Origin of the sequence: Kitasatospora cinereorecta (assembly GCF_024172095.1) — a bacterium.
Classification (GTDB): domain Bacteria; phylum Actinomycetota; class Actinomycetes; order Streptomycetales; family Streptomycetaceae; genus Kitasatospora; species Kitasatospora cinereorecta.
This window is the reverse complement of record NZ_JAMZDX010000009.1, coordinates 80,562-100,393: the sequence shown is the minus strand read 5'-3', so window position 1 is coordinate 100,393 and position 19,832 is coordinate 80,562. Positions and strand designations below refer to the sequence as shown.

Sequence of the window (19,832 nt, the reverse complement as noted above, 5' to 3'; positions counted from 1 at the left end):
GCGCCGCGCATCACGCCGTCGCAGGCACCGTCGCGTCCGCGGGGACGTCGCGCAGGTGGCGCAGCGGGGAGAAGTACACCCACCAGCCGGCCGCCCAGAATCCGACCACCGCCACCCAGAGCGCGGGCCGCACCCCGACCGCCGTACCGAGCAGCCCGCCCAGGATCCCGCCGACCGGCATGGTGCCCCAGACGATCCAGCGGACCGCCGCGTTCATCCGGCCCATCAGCTCCGGCGGCGTCACCGCCTGGCGGTAGCTCACCTGGGCGACGTTGTACACCATCGCCGCGAAGTACCCGGCGCTCCAGCCGAGCGGCACCAGCAGTACGCCCCAGCCGGGCCGGGCGGCCGCCAGGACGGCCTGCGGCGCGCCGAACACCAGGATCGACAGCCAGATGATCCGGGCCGAGCCGAACCGCTTGGCCAGCCGGCCGGCCACCATCCCGCCGGCGATGCCGCCGATCGCCCCGCCCGCCAGGACCAGTCCGGTGAGCGCGGGCGGCACGTGCAGCACCCGGACCAGGAAGACCATGGTCAGCGCCGTCGTCATGCTGCTGAACAGGTTGGCGGTGGCCGTGCACGCCACGACCTTCCGCAGGATCGGGTGCCGGACCACGAACCGCAGGCCCTCGGCGACCTGGCCGCGCAGCGTCTCGCCGGCCCGCGGCGCGCGCGGCGGCTCCTCGCGGCTGCGGATGCCGAACACCGAGGCGACCGAGACCAGGTAGGACAGCGCGTCGGCCGTCATCGCGCCCGCCGCGCCGAACACCCCGACCAGCCCGGCGCCCAAGCTGGGTCCGGCGAGCTGGGAGAAGGCGCCGGTGGTGCCGAGCTTGCCGTTGGCGTCCATCAGCTGCTCGGTGCGCACCAGCGAGGGCAGGTAGCTCTGGTAGGAGACGTCGAAGAACACCGTGCACACGCCGGCGGCCAGGGCGACCAGGTAGAGCTGGGCCATCGTCAGCCCGCCGAGGGCGGCGGCCAGCGGGAGCGAGCCGATGAGCAGCAGGCGCAGCAGATCGCAGACGATCATGATGGTGCGCTTCGAGCCCCGGTCGACCAGGGCGCCCGCGGGCAGGGCGATCAGGGCGAACGCCGCCGTGCCGGCCGCGGTCAGCAGGCCGACCTGGAAGGTGCTCGCCTGCAGCGCGACGACCGCGAGCAGCGGCAGCGCCACCTGGGTGACCGCCGATCCCATCTCACTGACCGTCTGGCCGCCCCACAGCAGCAGGAAGTCGCGCTGCCGCCACAGGCTCGGGGCACTGAGCCGCTCGTCGGTCTCGCGTATGTCGTCGGTCGTGTCCGTCACGGCGTCAACGTAGCGTGAACGGACGACCGGACGCCGACGGGGGCACCCCTCGGTGAGGGGCGCCCCCGCTCTGCCGGTCCGTCAGGCGTCGTCGCGGAACTCGGTGATCTTCTCCCAGAGCATCCGGGGCGTGCGGAACATGTCGACGATCTGGAAGTCGTCCGGGATGACGATGTCGTAGAGCTGCTCGATCGCGACCATCAGGCCGACGGTGGCCATCGAGCTGAGGCCGATGTCGGCGAGCGGGACGTCGGGGTCGAGCCCGCCCTCCCAGGACGCCTCGGCCAGGACGCCGCGCAGGAGGTCCTCGAAGCCGTCGTCCCAGGGCCTGGCGTCCTGTTCGGGGGCGGCCTCGGCCGGGTCGGCGGCGGTGGGCAGGCGGTCGGGGTCGACCTGGCCGGCCGGGGTGAGCGGCCAGTGGTCGACGGCGAGCAGGGTGTCGGGGATGAGGTGGCGCGGGAGCCGGCGTTCGGCGAGGGCGCGGCGGATCTCGTCGGGGGCGAAGTCCGCTCCGGGGACGGTCCGGACGTGGCCGACCAGGACCGGCCGCCCTTCGTCCCGGAGTTCGACCACCCGGCTGTCCAGGACGGCGGGGTGCAGGCCGAGCAGTTCCCGGGTGCGGTAGGGCCCGGGCGGGCCGAGCGGCACCACGCGGCCGTCGGCCGCGGTCCGGGCGAGCCGGCCGGTGGGGCGGGGGCCGTCGGCGTCCTCGGCCCACAGCTCCCCGACCACGCCCCGGGGCAGCGGCCGGCCGTGGGTGTCCTGGACCCGCAGGGCGAGACCCCGGGCGGGCCTGCCGTCGTACGCCACGTGGCCGAGGCGGCCGTCGGCGGTCAGCGCCTCGACCACGGTCGCCCGGGTGCGCAGCGCGGCGACGGCGGCCGGGCCGTCCTGGCCGTCACCGGTGAGCAGGACGGTGACCGCAGCCGGGTCCGGCCCGAGGACCCGGTCCGCGACGGGCGCGGTGGCCGGCAGGTGCGTCACGCCGCCCGCGGCGACCAGCGTCCGCAGCTCGTCGAGCGCCTCGGCCGGCGGGGCGGTGGTGAGGTGCACGGCCGCCCCGGAGGTGAGCGCCGCGAGGACGTCGACCAGCCCGGCGGCGGAGGTCGGCGGCTGGGCGCAGAGCCAGGTCGAGCCGGGGCCGGTGGCGGCGCCGCGGGCGGCGAGTTCCTCGCGTACCCGGTGGACGGCCTCGGCGATCCGGCGGTGGGTGACGGCGGTTGTGGGGAGCAGGTACGCGGTGTCGGCCGGGTGGGTTTCGTCGGTGTCGTCCTCGGTGACCGCCGCGCCCACCCGCCAGGCCGCCAGCAGCCGGGCGAGCGGGGCGATGCCGTGCTCGGGGGCAAGCGTCACCGGGCTGCCGGGCCGGACGCCGTCCGCCCGCAGCTCGACCGCGATCTCCCGGACCCGGGCGGAGAGTTCACGGAAGTCCAGCACCTCCGCGCCGCACCGGACCGCGACCGCCTCGGGCTGTTCGGCCACGGTCCGGGCGAAGGCTTCCAGCACGGTCTCGACCTCGCCGCCCGGCTCGCCGGTGCGGTCGAGCAGGCCGAGGAGGTCGCGTTCGGCCGCGGGCAGGCAGGCGGCGGTGGCGTCGCCGTCCGGGCCGAGCGCCAGCTGTTCCAGGACGGCCCGGTAGAGCGCGGTGAGCCGGTCGGCGGCCTCCCGGCCGAGGCGGTGGCTGGTGGTGTTGACCTTGAGGATGCCGGAGATGGTGAAGACGTGCAGCGCGAACTCGTTGTCGTTGTCGTTGTACGTGGCGTCCCAGTCGAACCAGCTCTGGTCGACCTGCCGGAAGTCGAGGTAGTTGAAGAACACGTCCAGCAGCCGCCCGCCGGGGCCGAACTCCTGCTGGACGACCTGCATCGGGAAGACCCGGTGCGGCCACAGCTCGGTCAGGCCGTCGTAGACCGCCCTGACCAGCTCGCCCCAGGTGCGGGCGCCGGTGGGCATGGCGAACGGCAGGGTGTTGAGGTACATGCCGAGGACGCGGTCGGCGCCGACGGCCTCGGGGCGGGCGTCGCAGACCAGGCCGGTGTAGAAGTCCTCGCCGGCGACGACCGCGCTCATCACCTTCAGGTGCGCGGCCAGCAGGACGGCCTTCATCGAGGTACCGGTCTCGCTGGCGAGCCGGCGCAGGTCGTCCTCCAGGTCGCGGAAGTCCAGCATGTGCTGGTAGCGCTCGCGGGCGAGGGTCCGGTCGCCCTGCCAGGAGGCGGGCAGGGTGGTGTCGCTGCGGCCCTGGACGACGCCGCGCCAGTACGCGCGGTCCTCCTGGGACTCGCGGGCGGCCGCCTCGGCGGCGACGTAGTCGGCGTACCGGAAGGGGACGGGCTCGGGTTCGGCGGGCGTGCGGCCGGCGCGCAGTTCCCGGTAGCCGGTGAGGATTTCCATCAGCATGGTGTGGAAGCTGAAGCCCTCGAGGATCGGGTGGCACTCGGTGATGGTGATCCACCACTCCTTGGCGTCCTCGGCGGTGTGCGCGTGGACCCGGATCAGCGGGGCGCCGGTGATGGCCATCGGGTTGCGGCGCTCGTGGGCGGCGTACTCCTCCAGGGCGGGCCGCCAGCCCCCGGCGCCGAGGACGCCGTGGGCGCTCACCCCGACGGTGATCGGGGCGGCCCGGTGGACCAGTTGCAGCGGCACGGAGTACCGGTTGAGGTCGAAGCTGGTGCGCAGCACCTCGTGCCGGTCGACGACCAGCTGGGTGGCCTGCTGGAGGGCGGCGGCGTCCACCGGTTCCTCGTCGCGGACCAGGTAGGAGGTGGTGTCCTGGTAGGTGTTGACGTCGGGCCTGGCCCTCAGCTCGATGATCATGCCGAGTTGGGTCGCGGTCAGCGGGTAGGCGTCGACCACGTCCTCGGGCAGGGCGGCGCGGTCCCGGTCGTCGATCAGCGCGTACGGGGCGACGGCGGCGGGCAGTTCGGCCGCGCCAGGGGCGGCGGTCTGCTCGGCGCACCACGCAGCCAGTTCCTCGATGCTCTGGTGGGCGAAGACGTCGGCGGCCGACACCTCCAGGCCCTCCACCCGCAGCCGGGCGGCCAGGGCGACGGCGCGCAGCGAGTCGCCGCCGACGTCGAAGAAGTTCTCCTGGTGGCCGATCCGGTCGAGTTCCAGGACCTCGGCCCAGATGTCGTGCATCGCCCCGGTGAGGTCGGCGGCGGGCGAGGCGCCGGCCGTCCGCTGGTGCGGCACCTGGTCGGCCGCCGGCGCGGCGGCCCGCGGGGCGCCGTCGGCGATCGGCGCGCCGGGGTGCCGGATCAGGTCGTCCAGCAGTTCGGCCCACTCGGCGGCCCAGGTCCGCGCGCTCGCCTCGTCGATGACGGCGGTGTCGTACTCGAGCCGGGCGAACAGCCCGCGGCCGGCGGCCGCGGCGACGTGCAGGTTGAGGTCGAACTTGGCGTCCGGGGCGACGGTCGGGCCGAGCCGTTCGATCCGCAGGCCGGTCAGCTCGAAGGCGCCGTCCTCGTCGGCCTGTTCCATGTCGAAGGCGGCCTGGAACAGCGGATTGGCGCCCGGCCCGCGGGCCGGCCGGACCTCGTCGACGACCCGCTCGAAGGGGACGAAGCGGTGGTCGAAGGCGTCCAGGACGCCGCCGCGGATCTGCCCGACCAGGTCGGCGAAGCTGTCGCCGTCAGCCCGCCGGGAGCGGACGACGACGGTATTGACCAGGTAGCCGAGCAGTCCGTCCAGGTCGGGGGTACGGGTGGAGACCGGCATGCCGATGGTGACGTCGCGGTTGCCGGTGAGGCGGCCGATCATCACGTGGTAGGCGGCGAGCAGCACCATGAACGGGGTCGCCCGGTGGGCGGCGGCGAGGGCGAGGACGCCCTCGGCGGTCTCCGGCCGGATGGTGAGTTCGACCAGGCCGGCCCGCCGCTCGGGGCGGGCGGCGGCGCCGTGCGGCCGGTCCAGCGGGAGCGGGACCTCGGGCGCGTCGGCGAGCGTGTCGCGCCAGTGGTCGAGGTGGGCGCGGAGCGCGCCGCCGGTGCTGCGGGCGTGCTCGACGGCGGCGAAGTCGGCGTACTGGACGGCAGGTTCGGCGAGAGCGGCCGGGGTGCCGGTGAGCGCCTCGGCGTAGCACGCCGCCAGTTCGGCGGCGATGATCCGGTAGGAGTCGTCGTCGCAGGCGATGTGGTGGACGGTGACCACCATCAGGTGCTGCTCGGGGCCGGTCCGGATGAGGCTGACCCGGACCGGGTGGTGGCGGGTGAGGTCGAAGGGGCGGCGGCGCTCCCAGTCGGCGACCTGCTCGGCCCGCTGCTCGCGCCGCTCGGCGGGCTCGCCGCCGAGGTCGATCATCCGCAGGGCGAACGGGCCCGGCGGGTCGACGAGTTGGCGGGGTATGTCGCCGGGCTGCTCGTAGCGGGTGCGCAGGATCTCGTGCCGCTCGGTGATCCGCTCCCAGGCCCGGCGCAGCGCCTCGACGTCGAGCGCGCCGGTCAGCCGGAGCGTCCAGCTCATCAGGTAGGCGCGGCCGCCCGGGGCGAGCTGGTGGAGCAGCCACATCTGCTGCTGGCCGGAGGAGAGCGGCAGCGGTGCGCTGCGGTCCGCCCGGGCGGGCGTGCGCGGCGGGTTCGGCGGTGCGGTCACCATCAGGCGTCCTTCCCGGTCGGTTCGGGGTGCGGGGCGGTGGCGGCGGGTTCGGCGCGCAGCAGGTCCTCGACCTCGCGGGCGAGGTGGGCGGCGGTCGGCGCGTCGAAGAAGGAGCGCATCGACACCTCCACCCCGAGGGCGGTCTGGACGTTCCACAGCAGGCGGGCGGCCAGCAGGGAGCTGCCGCCGCGGGCCATGAAGTCGTCGTCGGGGCCTAGTTCGGGCTGTTCCAGCAGCTCGCGGACGAAGCCGAGAACGGTCTCCAGCCGTTCACCGGCACCGTTCTCCTCCGCGACGTCGACCGGCTCGCCGATCGCCGACTCCGGCTCGGCGGCGAAGTGTTCGGCCAGGGTGTGCAGGTGCTGGGCAAGCATGCGGGCGGTCTCCTCGCCGTAGAGCGCGGTGGCGTACTCCAGGGCGCCGCGGTAGCCGCCGTCCGGCTCCGGCCACAGGGTGAGGGCGAGGTCGGTGCGGGCGACCCGCCAGGCCCGGCCGAGCAGTTCCAGGTCGCGTTCGCTCGGGACCTGGCCGATGGTGTCGTCGCCGGTCAGCGCGAACAGGTTCTGGAACAGCGGGGTGCGGGAGAGGTCGCGGGCCGGGGCGACCGCCTCGGCCACCGCTTCGAAGGGGGCGGCGTGCCGGGCGAAGGCCTCCCGGCAGGTCTGCTCCACGGCGGCGACCGCCTCGGTGAAGGTCAGCTCCGGCGTGAGCCGGGGCCGCAGCACCACGGTGTTGAGGAAGAGGCCGACCAGGCCGTGCAGTTCGGGCCGGGTCCGGCCGGCGTGCGGGGAGCCGACGCCGAAGTCCCACTGCCCGGCGGCCCGGGCGAGGGCGACGGTCCACAGGGTGAGCAGCACCACGTACGGGGTGGCGCCGGTGCGGCGGCCGAGGGCGATCAGTGCGCCGACGGCCGGTGCGGGCAGGTCGACCACGACGCCGGCGCCGTCGATGCGCCGCTGCGGGGCGCGCTCGCGGATGCCGGGGAGGTCGAGTCCGGGCAGCCCGGCCAGGGTCTCGCGCCAGTAGGCGAGCTGGTCGGCCAGCAGCTCCTCGGTGAGCTCGGCGCGCTGCCAGGCGGCGGCGTCGGCGTAGCGCAGGGGCACGGCCGGGCGCTCGGGCTCGCGGCCTGCGCCGAGGGCGGCCACGTCCGCGCGCAGCTCCTCCTCGATCAGGTGGGAGGACCAGCCGTCGCCGACGATGTGGTGGCAGACCAGGACCAGCAGCTGTTCGCTGCCGCCGTCGCGGACCAGGGCGGCGCGCAGCAGCGGCGCGGCGGCCAGGTCGAAGCCCTCGCCGAGCTGTTCGGCGAGGATGTCGGCGACCCGGTCGGGGGTGGTGTCGACGGTGTGCAGCGGGACGGCGACGCGGTCGGTGGGCTCGACGACGGCGGCGAGCCCTTGGCCGTCCATCACGTACCGGCTGCGCAGCACGTCGTGGCGGGCCACCAGGCGGGCGAGTGCCCGTTCGACCACGGCCGGGGCGGTGTCGGCGGGCAGCCACACCAGGATCGGCAGCAGGTACTCGCGGCTGCGCGGGTCGACCCGGTCGAGGACCCAGAACCGCTCCTGGGCGTGGGAGAGCGGCAGACGTGCGCCGGCGGGGAGCGGATCGATCGGGCGGGCGGCCGAGGCGCGGGCGAGGACGCGGGCCTGCTCCCGGGCGGTGGTGGCGGAGTTGAGGTCGCCGAGGGAGACCTCCAGGCCGGAGGCCCGGGTGAGGGCGGCGGCGAGGCGGGTCAGCATCAGGGAGTGGCCGCCGAGGCGGAAGAAGTCGTCGTCGAGGCCGATCTCCTCGGCGTCGAGCAGGTGGCGCCAGGCGGCGAGCACGATCCGCTGCTCGGGGCCGTGTGCCTCGGAGGCAGCGCTCGGTGCCACCGACCAGTCGGGTTCGGGGAGCCGGTTGCGGTCGGTCTTGCCGCTGCTGGTGCGGGGCAGGGTGGCGACCTCGGTGACCAGGGCGGGGACGAGCGCGGGCGGGAGGAGCTCGCGCAGGTGGGCGGTGAGTGCGTCGGCCGCGCCGGGCCGGGTGGTGACCACCCAGGCCGCCAGCCGCCGCGTGCCGTCGGGTCCGTCGGGCCCGTCCGGGCCGTGGACGGCCTTGACGGCGGCCTCGACCACCTCGGGGTGTGCCGTCAGGGCGGCCTCGACCTCGCCGGGTTCGATCCGGACGCCGTTGACCTTGACCTGGGCGTCGGCCCGGCCGAGGTACTCCAGCGTCCCGCCGGGGCCGCGGGTGACCAGGTCGCCGGTGCGGTACATCCGGGAACCGGGCGGCCCGTCGGGGTCGGGGACGAAACGTTCGGCGGTGCGAACGGGGTCGCCGTGGTAGCCGCGGGCGACCTGCGGGCCGGCCAGGCACAGCTCCTCGCCGCCGTCCGCGGTGGGCAGGGTGCGGACGCGGGCGCCGTCGACGGGCCGGCCGATCGGGACGGCGCCGGTGAGCTGGGCCGGGTCGTGGCGGTGGGCGAGGGCGTCGATGGAGCACTCGGTGGGCCCGTAGGTGTTCCAGATCTCGACGTCGAGCCGGTCCAGCACGCTCCGGCACAGTTCGGCGTGGAGGGGTTCGCCCGCCGAGCAGACGGTACGCAGGGTCTTGCAGGAGGCGAGGTCGGGTTCGGCGACCAGCAGCCGCAGCATGGTGGGCACCACCTGGACGACGGTGGCCTGCTGCTCGCGGATCGAGGCGATCAGCTCGGCGGCGTCGCGTCCGGCGTCGGGTCGGCCGAAGGTGACCGGCGCCCCGCAGATCAGCGGGCCGAAGATCTCCCAGCCGGCCGCGTCGAAGGTCAGCGGGGTCTTCTGCAGGACCCGGTCCTCGGGGGTCAGCCACAGGGCGCGGACGCCCCAGCGCACCCGGTTGGCGATGCCGGCGTGCTCGATGACCACGCCCTTGGGGGTGCCGGTGGAGCCGGAGGTGAAGATCAGGTAGGCGGCCTGCCGCTCGCCGGCGGCGACGGCGGGGGTGGCCGGGTCTCCGGCCGCGAGCAGTCCGGTGACGGTGTGGGCGGTGGTGTGGGCCGCCGTGTCCGGGCCGAGGTCGGCGTCGGTGTCCACCACGGCCAGCCGGGCGCCGGCCGCGGCGAGGACCTGGCGCTGCCGGGCGGCGGGGGCGTGCGGGTCGAGCGGCAGGTAGCAGCCGCCGGCGAGCCAGATGCCGAGCAGGGTGGCCACCAGGTCGGGCCCGGGGGCCACCCGGACGGCGACCACCGATTCGCGCCGGACGCCGCGGGCGGCCAGCGCGCCGGCGATCCGCCGCGCCGAGCGCTCCAGTTCGCGGTAGCTGACCTCGCCGCCGGCGAAGACCACGGCGGGCGCCTCGGGGTGCTCCCGGACGCGCTGCAGGAACAGGTCGGGCAGCAGGGCGTTCATCGCTCACCCCGGACGGAGGCGGGCCGCATGTCGGTCCACAGGGCGGCGATCCGCGCCAGGCACTGGGGCCGGCCGGCGGCCGGTCCGACGGTGCGCCAGCCGGCCGGGGGCTCCCGGTCCGCCTCCCAGATCGAGTACTGCTCCTCGTCGTTGACGACGACGTGGTACGCCGTGTCCGTGTCCGTCTCGCTCACCGGTTCCTGCTCTCCTGGGTGCTGGGGATGCGGGCGCGCAGCCCGCGGGTGTCGACCTTTCCGTTGGCCGTCAGCGGGATCTCGTCCACCACGAGGAGGTCCGCCGGGACCAGGTAGGCGGGCAGGTCCCGGGCGAGGTCGGCGCGGACCGCGGCGGGGTCGACGGTGTGGCCGGGGGCCGGTACGACGAACGCGGCGAGGCGCTGCGCGCCGCCCGGGCCGGGGTAGGCGAACACCACGGCCTCGCCGATCTGGGGCCGCCGCTGGAGGGCTCCGCGGACCTCGCCGGGCTCCACCCGGTAGCCGCGGATCTTCACCTGGTGGTCGGTGCGGCCGAGGAACTCCAGCTGCCCGCCGCGCCAGCGGCCGCGGTCGCCGGTGCGGTACAGCCGCGCGCCGGGCACACCGTACGGGTCGGGCCGGAAGCGCTCGGCGGTGAGTTCGGGCGCGCCGAGGTAGCCGCGGGCGACGCCGGTCCCGCCGACGTACACCTCGCCGGGCACGCCGTCCGGGACGGGTTCCAGGCGGTGGTCGAGGACGTACATGGTGGTGTTGGGGATGGGCAGGCCGAGCGGGATCAGCCCGTCGTCGGGCAGCCGGGTGATGACCTGTCCGGAGTTGCCGACGGTGATCTCGGTCGGGCCGTACTCGGTGGCCACGGGGGTGCCGCCGGGGCCGGCCAGGTCGCCCCAGCGCCGGGCGAGTTCGGCGGGGAAGGCGTCGCCGGCCGCGATCACCAGGCCGGCCAGGCCGTGCGCCTCCTCCGGTTCGAGGTCGGTGCTGAGCATGTTGAGGTGGCCGGGCGTCATCTTGACGAAGCTGTACGGCCCGCCCTCGGCGAGCAGCGCCCCGAGGTCGGCCGGGTCCAGCGGGTCGGGCAGCAGGTCGACGCGCTGGCCGACCACCAGCGGGGTGAACAGGCTGGGCACGCCGAGGTCGAAGCCGATCGAGCTGAAGTGCGGGGAGCCGCCGGTCCCCCGGGCGGCGTACTCCAGCGCCGTCCACAGCACGTAGTTGGCCAGGCCCGCGTGGTGCACCATGACGCCCTTGGGCTCGCCGGTGGAGCCGGAGGTGTAGATGACGTACGCCAGGTGGGCGGGGCCGACCTCGACCTGTACGGGAGCGGTGGGCCGCGCGTCGATCGCCGGCCCGTCGCGGTCCAGCAGGACGTACCCGACGCCGTCGAACGCGCCGAGGGCCGGCAGGTGTTCGGTGTGGGTGACGACCAGCGCGCTGCCGGCCCGCTCGACCATGTGGCGCAGCCGGGCGGTGGGCAGGTCGGCGTCGAGCGGGAGGTAGGGCGCGCCGCTCTTCCAGACGCCGAGCAGGACGGGCAGCAGGTCGGGGCCGCGGCGCAGGCAGACGCCGACGGGCTGTTCGGGGCGGGCGCCGCGGGCGAGCAGGTGGTGGGCGATCCGGGTGGAGCGCTCGTCGAGTTCGCGGTAGCTGGTGGTGCGGCCCTCGGCGCGGACGGCGGGGGCGTCGGGGGTACGGGCGGCCTGGCGGCGGAAGAGTTCGAGGACGTCGGCGCTCTCCCGGGTGACGCTCCGGCCGAGTGCCCAGCGGCGGAGCACGGCGTGGAGCTCGCCCTCGGTGAGGACGGCGGCGAGCGCGTCGCCGTCGGGCGCGGCGGCCATCCGCTCCAGCACCCGGCGGTACAGGGCGGCGAGCCGGTCGAGTTCGGCGGCGGCGAGGAAGCCGCCGGCGACCAGGACGAGCGCGCCGTCCGCGAGGCCGACCCGCAGCCCGTGGCCGCGGGCGGTGTCCGGCTTGTCGAGCACGGCGGCCTCGGCGGCGAACAGCACCCGGTCGGCGAGCAGGGCGGGGTCGCGCTCGGCCGCGGGCGGGGCCGGGGCGTCCAGGGCGCGGCGGGCGTGGGCGACCAGGGCGCGCCAGGTGCGGGCGGTGCCGGGGGCCAGGTCGAGCGCGCGGATGTCGCCGGGCGCGGCGCCGAGCAGCAGGTCGGTGCGGAAGGCGGACTCCTCGACCAGGGTGTTCAGCACCCTGGCGTGGGCGGCCGCGGCGACGGCGAGCGGGTCGCCGAGCAGCTCCAGGGCGGCGGCGAGGTCGGCGTAGTGGACCTCGGTGCGGCCGCCGGGGCGCTGGTCGGGGTCGGTGCGGCGCCAGGCGCTCGGCAGGCGGAAGTCCTCCCCGGTCACCGGTCCGCCTCCGGCTCCAGCAGCTGCCGGGCGATCCGCCCGATCAGCGGGCCGGCCTCGGCCAGGATGTAGTGGCCCGCGTCCAGCAGGTGCAGGGCGAACTCCCGGTCGGTCTCGGTGCTCCAGGCGGCCATCGCCTCGGCGCCGACGAACTCGTCCCGGCGGCCGCCGATGACGGTGAGCGGCAGCGGCAGCGGTGCGCCGCGGGTGTAGGCGAGGGTTTCGACCAGCTGGTAGTCGGCGCGCAGGATCCGCTCCAGGACGGCCATCAGGTCGGGGTCGTCGAGGACGGCTGCGGCGGTGCCGCCGTACTTGACCACCCGGGCGAGCAGTTCGGCGCGGGGCAGCCGGTGCAGCGGCGGGTCCTCGACGGCGCGCACCCGGGGCCCCTCGGCGGAGGAGACCACCAGGGCGGCCGGCCGCGGGCCGCCGGCGGCGAGCAGGCGGCGGACGAACTCGGTGGCGGGCACGCTGCCGGAGCAGTGGCCGACCACCAGGAACGGCACGTCGAGCAGCGGCGCGGCGTGCGGCTCCAGTGCGTCGAGCAGGGCGTGCCCGTCGGTGATCAGCTCCTCCTGCAGCCGGTTCTCCCGGCCGGGCGGGCGGACCGCGCACAGCTCGACGCCGGGCGGCAGGTGGTCGAGCCAGGGGCGGAAGGCCGCGGCCCCGGCGCCGACGTGCGGGAAGCAGAGCAGCCGCAGCCGGGCGTCCTCGACGGGGCGCAGCCGGGCGATCCACCGGCTCGCGGGCGGGCGGGCGGCTGCGGTCGGTGCGGCGCCGTTCATTCCTTGAGTGCCTTCCTCGTCGTCTCGGCCACCAGCGGGTCGCGGATGACGCCCAGCGGGGAGCGCAGGCCGTGGTCGAGCCGGTGGACGTCGGGTGTCCGCCCGGCGCCGGTCCAGGCGCGTTCGGCCGGGTGGGCGTGCTCGCCGTCCGTGAACAGGACGGCCCGGCCCGCGTAGGCCGGGTACGGGTACTGCTGGACGGAGCGGGCCAGGTGGGCCCAGGCGCGCTGGCGCGCCGGCAGTTCCTCGGGGCGCAGCCGCTCGTCGTACCAGTGGTCGGCGAGGGCGCGGTCGCGGATCTCCGCCGCGCTCTCGTCGCCGGTGAGCGCGAGGCGCCCGGCGAGTTCGGCGAGCCGGGCGTCGAGGAGGTCCTCGACGGTGGCCGGCTGCGCCGCGGGCGGCGGGGCGACCATCGCCAGCAGGGCGACCTCCTCGCCCGACTCGGCCAGTCGGCGGGCCAGTTCGAGGGCGACCACGGCGCCCTGGTCGAAGCCGGCCAGCCGGTACGGGCCGCGGGGCCGGTGGGCGCGCACCGCGGCGAGCAGGTGCTCGGCGACGGCCTCGACGCCGGCGGTCCCGGCGGCGGGCAGCGCCAGGCCGAAGGCGGCCCGGCCGTCGGTCCAGCCGGCCACCGCCTCGCGTTCGGCCCGGGTGTGCCGGTCGGAGTGCACCACGTACAGCGGTTCGGCCTCGTCGAAGGCGGCCCGGCCGTCGGTGATCGGCACCGGCCCGGGCGCGGTGTCCGCGGGCGGGGGCTCCCCGGCGGCGAGCAGCGCGGCGGGCCGGACGGCGGGGTCCGGCGGGGTGAGGTGCTCGGCGAGCCGGGCGGGCGTCGGGTACCGCAGGGCCGCCGAACTGCGCACGGCCAGTCCGCGCCGCCGGGCGGCGGTGACGATCTCCACCACGCTCAGCGAGTCGCCGCCGAGCTCGTAGAAGTCGTCGTACGGCGACACCGGCCGGCCGAAATGCTCCTCCCAGAGCTCGCACAGCAGGCGTTCGACCGTGCCGCAGGTGAGCGGTGTTCGATTCGGAAAAGTCGCGTCCAACGCCGTGGCTCCGTCCCTTGAATCGCGCTTGTCGGAAAGCTTGGATTCCGGGGCCTCCCGCGGGACAGGCATCCGGCAGGCAAGTTGTCCGGCGGCAGTTGCCGGTCCGCTGCCTGGAAGGTTTGCCTGGCCTACGGAAAGAATCGCCACCGGTCGTGACGGCGATTCGCGCAATCGCCACGAGCATTTCGGACGAGGAGTGGCAGGCGTGACCTCAACGATGGCGAGCACGAAAACCGACCACGCCGGAGGAATCTCCGTACTCGAACTCGACGGGCGGGAACGGGGCGAACTGGAGGCCCTGGCCCGCACCCTGACCCGCGCCGGCGCGGGCCTGGTGGACGACACCGGCTGGCAGGCCCGGGCCCGGGCGGAGAGCTGTCGGCTGCCCGCCCGGCTGAGCCGTACGGTCCGGGCGTTCCGCCACGACGCGGGCCCCGACGGCACCCTGACCGTGACCAACCTTCCGGTGGCGCCCGAGCTGCTGCCGGCCACCCCGACCGTGCCGGACTCGGTGGAGCGCGGGGCGACGGTGCCGGCCGCGCTGGCGGTGCTGCTCGGCTGCGAGCTGGGGACGGTGATCGCCTACCGGGACGAGAAGCACGGCGCGCTGGTGCAGAACGTCGTCCCGGTGCCGACGCTCGCCGGTTCGCAGAGCAACGGCGGCTCGGTGCAGCTGGAGTTCCACACCGAGAACGCCTTCCACCCGCACCGGCCGGACTTCGTCGGGCTGCTGTGCCTGCGCCCCGCGCACGAGGACCAGGTCGGCACCCAGGTCGCCTCGATCCGGCGGGCCCGCCCGCTGCTCGATGCGGCCACCCTGACGGTCCTCCAGGAGGACCGCTTCGTCACCGAGGCGCCACCGTCCTTCCGCACCGCCGAGCTGTCCAGCCCGCTGCCGGTGCTCACCGGCGCCCCCGAGGACCCGGACATCTGCGTGGACTTCCACGCCACCCGCGCCCTGGACAACACCGCCGAGAAGGCCCTGGTGGAGCTGCGCGAGGCGCTGAGCGCGGTCCGCCAGGACGTGGTGCTCCGGCCCGGGGACATGATCTTCGTCGACAACCGGCTGGTGGTGCACGGCCGGGTGGCCTTCTCGCCGCGCTACGACGGCACCGACCGCTGGCTGCACCGGGTCTTCGTCCACCTGGACCACCGCCGCAGCCGCGGCCACCGCCCCGGCGACGGGCCCGTCCTGACCTGACGGCAGCCGTCGGAACCGGCGGCCCGGCGTCGGAGACAAGCGGAACCATACCGCCGGCATACCGACTCCGAACCGGACGATCCTAGCTTCGGGGCTGGATACAGCGGCGAGACAATCCTCCGTCACAGGAAGAGTGCCCACCCATGCCCCTCCTGCGTGTCCCCCTGAGCCGACGGCCGAAAATCTCGCCGACGCTCCAGGGGATCCTCAGTCTGCTGCGCCTGCTCCCGCAGGTCAGCCGGACCAAGACCGTCCTCGGCCTGAGCGGCGTCCTGGCGGCTGCGGTGCTGCCGGTGGGCGTCGCCGTGGTCGCCGGCCTGCTGATCGGCTCGATCCGGGCGACCCTCGACGCGGGCCTGGCCTCCCCGGCCGGGCACCGCACCCTGACCCTGCTGGCCGTGGCCGGCGTGCTGGTGATGGCCCAGCAGACCCTCTCCCCCGTCCTGGCGATGCTCGGCGAGACCCTCGGCCGCGAGGTGGACCGCGAGCTCCAGCAGCGGGTGATGGCGGCCGTCGGCCGCCCCGAGGGCACCGCCCACCTGACCGATCCCGAGGTGCTCGACGCCCTGCGGGTGGTACGCGGCCTCGGCATGACCGAGACCGACCGGCCGAGCCAGGCGGTCGCCGCCCTCGCGGCGGTGCTGCCGGCCTGGCTGCGCGCCGTCGCGGCGGCGCTCGCCCTGCTCGCCTTCCACTGGTGGGTGGGGCTGCTGTGGCTGCTCACCTGGCCGGTGGTGGTGCACTTCATGCAGCGCGAGTACTTCCGGGTCGGCGAGGTCGGCCAGGGCCGCGGCGGCGCGCTGCGGCACGCCGAGTACCTGCGCGACCTGGTGCTGACCCGCGGCGCGGCCAAGGAGGTCCGCCTCTGGGGCCTGCTGGACTGGCTGCTCGGCCGCTTCGACGGGGCCTGGCGGGAGGCGACCGAACCAGTCTGGCGCGAGCGCCGGCCGCGGGTGCGGGTCGTGCTCGGCGCCACCGGCTCGGTCGCCCTGGTCAACCTGGTCTCGTACGCGGCGCTCGCCTGGGCCGCCGTGCACCACGACATCGGCCTCGGCTGGGTCGCGGTCTACACCCAGGCGCTGGCGCTGGCCAACAACTACACGGCGTTCGACGACAACAACGCCTACCTGTCCTTCGCCGGCGCGGCCGTCCCCCGGGTCCTCGGCCTGGACGCGCACCTGGAGGGTTCGGTGACCGCGCGGCCCGCCGGTCCCCCGGCCGAGCTGCCGGCCGAGCTGCCGGCCGCCTTCCCGGCCGGGCGGATCACCCTGGAGCAGGTCCGCTTCCGCTACCCCGGGACGGAGCGCGAGGCGCTGCGCGGGGTGGACCTGACCATCGAGGCCGGCCGCTCGCTCGCCATCGTGGGCGAGAACGGCGCCGGCAAGAGCTCGCTGGTCAAGCTGGTGTGCGGCCTGCACGTCCCGACCGCGGGCACCATCCGGGTGGACGGGCACGACCTCGCCGGCCTCGACCAGGCCGCCTGGCGCGAGCGGATCGGCGTGCTCTTCCAGGACTTCGCCCGCTACCACCTGAGCGCGGCGGAGAACATCGCGATGGGCGCGCCGCGGTACGCCGGCGACCGGGAGCGGCTGCGCGAGGCGGCCCACCGGGCGGGCGCGCTGCCGCTGATCGAGGGCCTGGCCGACGGCTGGGACACCGTGCTGTCACCGGAGTACACCGGCGGCACCGACCTGTCCGGCGGCCAGTGGCAGCGGATCGCGCTGGCCCGGGCCCTGTTCGCGGTGGACGCCGGCGCCCGGGTGCTGATCCTGGACGAGCCGACCGCGGCGCTCGATGTCCGGGCCGAGGCGGAGATCTACGACCGCTTCCTGGAGTTGACCGCGGGGCTGACCACCATCCTGATCTCGCACCGCTTCTCCACGGTCCGCCGGGCCGAGCGCATCGTCGTGCTGGAGGACGGCGCGGTGGTCGAGGACGGCGGGCACGAGGAGCTGCTGGCCCGGCGCGGCCGGTACGCGGAGATGTTCGACCTTCAGGCGGCCCGCTTCGTCGAACCCCGGCAGGGGTCGGCGGCGGGCGCGGGACTTCGGGCTGCTGCGGAGGCGGGCCATGCGTAAGACCTTCCAGGCGTTCCGGGAGCTGATGCGGATCGGCTTCGGCGCGGCCCCCTGGCACGCCACCATGCAGTTCCTCACCGGGATCATGTTCGAGATCTCGGTGCCGATCGGCGGCCTCGGCGCCAAGCTGATCGTGGACGCGGCGGTCTCCGGCGACCTGCGGATCGGGCTCGGCTCGGCCGTGCTGCTCGGCCTGACCGTCGGCGCCGCGCTGGCCTCCGTCTTCTACTACGTGCACTGCCTGTTCACCGTCCAGGAGCGGGCCCAGGCGGCGGCCGGCCGCCGGCTGATGCGCCTGATCGGCGGCGCCGAGGGGCTCACCCACTACGAGCACCCCGAGTACCTGGACCAGGTGCAGCGGATCCGCGAGCAGCAGGGCCAGCTCTCCGGCATGGTGAACGCGACCGCCGGTGTGCTGCGGGTCGGCGCGACCCTGGCGGTGACCGCCGTCCTGCTGGCCCGGGTCGACCCGCTGCTGCTCTGCCTGCCGGTGCTCGCCGTGGTCTCGTTCTGGCTCGGCAAGCTCAGCCGCGACGTCGCGGTCCGGGCCCAGGAGGCCACCAGCGAGCCCGAGCGGCTGCGCCGGCACCTGTTCGAGCTGGGCACCTCCACCGCGGCCGCGGGCGAGCTGCGCGTCTACGGCCTCACCGGGCTGATCGGCGACCGGCACCGTACGGCGGCCGGCGCGGTGGTCGGGCGGCGCAACCGCGCCAGCCGCCGCGGCGCCGCCCTCCAGGCGGTCGACGCGGTGGTCACCGCCGGCGGGTACCTGGCCGCGATCGCCCTGGTCCTGCTGCGCGCGGTGCACCACCAGGCCACCGCCGGCGACGTCGTCCTGGTGCTGGGCCTGGCCGCCCAGCTGAGTTCCACCGTCGGCACCGCGGTCCGGTACGGCACCTACTTCCTGACGGTGCTGAAGGTCGGCCGCCGGCTGGTGTGGCTGCAGGAGTACGTGGCCGGTGAGCGCCGTACCCCGGAGCGGCCGGCCGTCCTGCCCGCCGCCCTGGCGAAGGGCATCGAGCTGCGCGGCGTCGGCTTCGGCTACCCGGGCGCGGAGGACGGCCGCGGCGTGCTGGACGGCGTCGACCTGCACCTGCCGCCGGGCGCGGTGGTCGCCCTGGTCGGCGACAACGGCGCCGGCAAGACCACCCTGATCAAGCTGCTCTGCGGCTTCTACCGCCCCACCGCCGGCCGGATCCTGGTCGACGGGGTGGACCTCGCGGAGTGCGACACCGAGCAGTGGCGGGCCCGCTGTTCGGGCGCCTTCCAGGACCACGCCCGGCTGGAGTTCTCGGTGCTGGAGACCGTCGGCGTGGGCGACCTGCCGCACCTGGCGGACCGGGCGGCCGTGGGCGCCGCGCTGGAGCGGGGGGACGCCGCCGGCGTGGTCGACAAGCTCCCCGACGGCCTGGACACCCGGCTCGGCGCCCGCTGGGACGACGGCGCGGAACTCTCCGGCGGGCAGTGGCAGCGCCTGGCGCTGGCCCGCGGTCTGATGCGCACCGAGCCGCTGCTCACCGTCTTCGACGAGCCGACCGCCGCACTGGACGCCCACACCGAGAACGCGTTGTTCGAGCGCTTCGCCGCCGCCGCCCGCACCGGCCGGCAGCGCAGCACCGTCACCCTCCTGGTCTCCCACCGGTTCTCCACCGTGGGCATGGCCGACCTGATCATCGTGCTGGACGGCGGCCGGATCAGGGAGCAGGGCAGCCACCAGGACCTGATGGCCGCGGGCGGGCTCTACGCCGAGCTGTTCGAACTTCAATCCAGGGGGTACCGATGACGCTCGACTACACCGACGCGCACGCCCTGCTCGGCGGGCCGCCGCCCGCCTGGAGCTCCCGGCGGATCGCCGCCCTGCGCATCCAGCGCGGCTGGACCCAGGAGGAGCTCGCCGAGTACTCCGGCCTGAGCGTGCGCACCATCCGCAACCTGGAGCTCGGCCGGGTGCAGAACCCGCGGCGCTCCTCGGTGGACCTGCTGGTCAGCGCGCTCGGGGTGGCGGAGGGGCCGCGGGGCGGCGGGGAGAGACCCGACCAGCCGCCCTGGCGCGGTGTCCCGGCCCCCACCAGCGCCCTGATGGGCAGCCCCTCCTTCCACCAGCAGCTCGTCCAGACCGTCCGCACCAACCGGCTGACCACCTTCCTGGGCCCCGGCGGGGTCGGCAAGACCCGGATGGCGCTCAGCGTCGCCGCCGAGGTCGGCCACTTCTTCCGCGACGGCGTGGAGGTGGTTGAACTCGGCGACCTGCCCGCCGAACGCGACACCGGGACGGAGCAGACCGCCGCCGTCCTGCAGCGGGTGCACCGGCAGCTGGGCCGCGGCCGCACCGCGGACCGGCCCGGCGGGGACGGCGCCGACCTGCACCTGCTGCTGGTGCTCGACAACGCCGAGCACCTACCGGCCGGGGCGATGGCGGCCGTCCGGGAGCTGCACGCCGGCTTCCCCGGCCTGCACGTCCTGGTCACCGCGCGCCGCCGGCTGACCGAGCGGATCGGCGCCAACCGGGAGATCCAGCCGCTGCCCCTGGACGCCGCCGCGGGCGAACCGGCCGCCGCCTCGCCCGCGGTGGCGCTGTTCCTGCGCCACGTCGGCGCCGACTGCCCGGCCGCGGCCGAGCTGGAGAAGGACCTGCCCCTGGTCGCCGAGCTGTGCCGGCGGCTCGGCGGACTGCCGCGCTACATCGAGTTCGCCGCCGAGTGCCTGCGGGCCATCCCGATCCGGCTGATGCTCAGTTACGGGCCGACGCCGGAGATGCTGTGGTCCAACGACCACGCGCTGCTGCGCCACCAGCGCTCGGTGAGCGACTCGATCCTGTGGAGCGTGGAACTGCTCAGCGCCGACCACCGGCTGCTGCTGGAGCGGATCGCGGCACTGCCCTCACGCCGCTTCGTGCTGGACGAGATCACCGCCGAGTACGACCGGCTGGGACGCGGCAGCGCACCGAACCCGCTGACCCTGGTCTCCGACCTGCTGGACACCTCGCTGCTGCTGCCCGACCCGGCCCACCACTACCACTACCGGCTCGCCCCGTTCGTGGCGGACGTGGTGCGCCGACTGCGCACCGCCCCCACGACACCGGGGCCCGGCGCCTGA

General features: G+C 75.5%; 11 protein-coding genes. 4 read left to right on the top strand and 7 right to left on the bottom strand.

Translation table 11 applies throughout. The features are described 5' to 3' along the window. Positions 1-10 precede the first annotated feature (10 nt). The 7 genes from FHR36_RS37675 to FHR36_RS37640 all read right to left on the bottom strand — a co-directional run bounded on the left by FHR36_RS37675 (position 11) and on the right by FHR36_RS37640 (position 13,454). Entirely contained in the window at positions 11-1,306 is a 1,296-nt protein-coding gene (locus tag FHR36_RS37675) for an MFS transporter (protein WP_253804701.1), read from the bottom strand. An 81-nt stretch (positions 1,307-1,387) separates the two neighbouring features. Next, entirely contained in the window at positions 1,388-5,902 is a 4,515-nt protein-coding gene (locus FHR36_RS39750) for a condensation domain-containing protein (protein WP_301331223.1), read from the bottom strand. Next, on the bottom strand, positions 5,902-9,270 hold the full coding sequence (locus FHR36_RS37660; RefSeq protein WP_253804700.1) for an amino acid adenylation domain-containing protein: 3,369 nt from the start codon (positions 9,268-9,270) through the stop codon (positions 5,902-5,904). Before FHR36_RS37660 ends, FHR36_RS39750 begins: the two co-directional genes overlap by 1 nt. Further along, entirely contained in the window at positions 9,267-9,464 is a 198-nt protein-coding gene (locus FHR36_RS37655) for an MbtH family protein (protein ID WP_253804699.1), read from the bottom strand. Before FHR36_RS37655 ends, FHR36_RS37660 begins: the two co-directional genes overlap by 4 nt. Next, positions 9,461-11,623 (bottom strand): amino acid adenylation domain-containing protein, encoded by a 2,163-nt coding sequence (locus tag FHR36_RS37650; protein WP_253804698.1) that lies wholly within the window; start codon positions 11,621-11,623, stop codon positions 9,461-9,463. Before FHR36_RS37650 ends, FHR36_RS37655 begins: the two co-directional genes overlap by 4 nt. Then, positions 11,620-12,408 carry a thioesterase II family protein gene (locus FHR36_RS37645; RefSeq protein ID WP_253804697.1) on the bottom strand — a complete coding sequence of 263 codons (789 nt, stop codon included), beginning with the start codon at positions 12,406-12,408 and terminating at the stop codon, positions 11,620-11,622. The genes FHR36_RS37650 and FHR36_RS37645 overlap by 4 nt, the downstream gene beginning before the upstream one ends. Beyond that, entirely contained in the window at positions 12,405-13,454 is a 1,050-nt protein-coding gene (locus tag FHR36_RS37640; protein ID WP_253804696.1) for a thioesterase domain-containing protein, read from the bottom strand. The genes FHR36_RS37645 and FHR36_RS37640 overlap by 4 nt, the downstream gene beginning before the upstream one ends. Before the next feature lie 208 nt (positions 13,455-13,662). Between FHR36_RS37640 and FHR36_RS37635 the strand changes: the two genes are divergently transcribed. The 4 genes from FHR36_RS37635 (at position 13,663) to FHR36_RS37620 (ending at position 19,832) form a co-directional block, all read left to right on the top strand. Continuing rightward, positions 13,663-14,658, top strand: a complete 996-nt coding sequence (locus FHR36_RS37635) for a TauD/TfdA family dioxygenase (RefSeq protein ID WP_253804695.1) — start codon at positions 13,663-13,665, stop codon at positions 14,656-14,658. Positions 14,659-14,801: 143 nt separating this feature from the next. Beyond that, entirely contained in the window at positions 14,802-16,736 is a 1,935-nt protein-coding gene (locus FHR36_RS37630) for an ABC transporter ATP-binding protein (protein WP_253804694.1), read from the top strand. Next, positions 16,729-18,519: an ABC transporter ATP-binding protein gene (locus FHR36_RS37625; RefSeq protein WP_253804693.1), complete on the top strand. Its 1,791-nt coding sequence runs from the start codon at positions 16,729-16,731 to the stop codon at positions 18,517-18,519. The genes FHR36_RS37630 and FHR36_RS37625 overlap by 8 nt, the downstream gene beginning before the upstream one ends. Further along, the gene (locus tag FHR36_RS37620; RefSeq protein ID WP_253804692.1) at positions 18,516-19,832 is read left to right on the top strand and encodes a helix-turn-helix domain-containing protein; all 1,317 of its coding nucleotides are present in this window, start codon (positions 18,516-18,518) and stop codon (positions 19,830-19,832) included. The genes FHR36_RS37625 and FHR36_RS37620 overlap by 4 nt, the downstream gene beginning before the upstream one ends.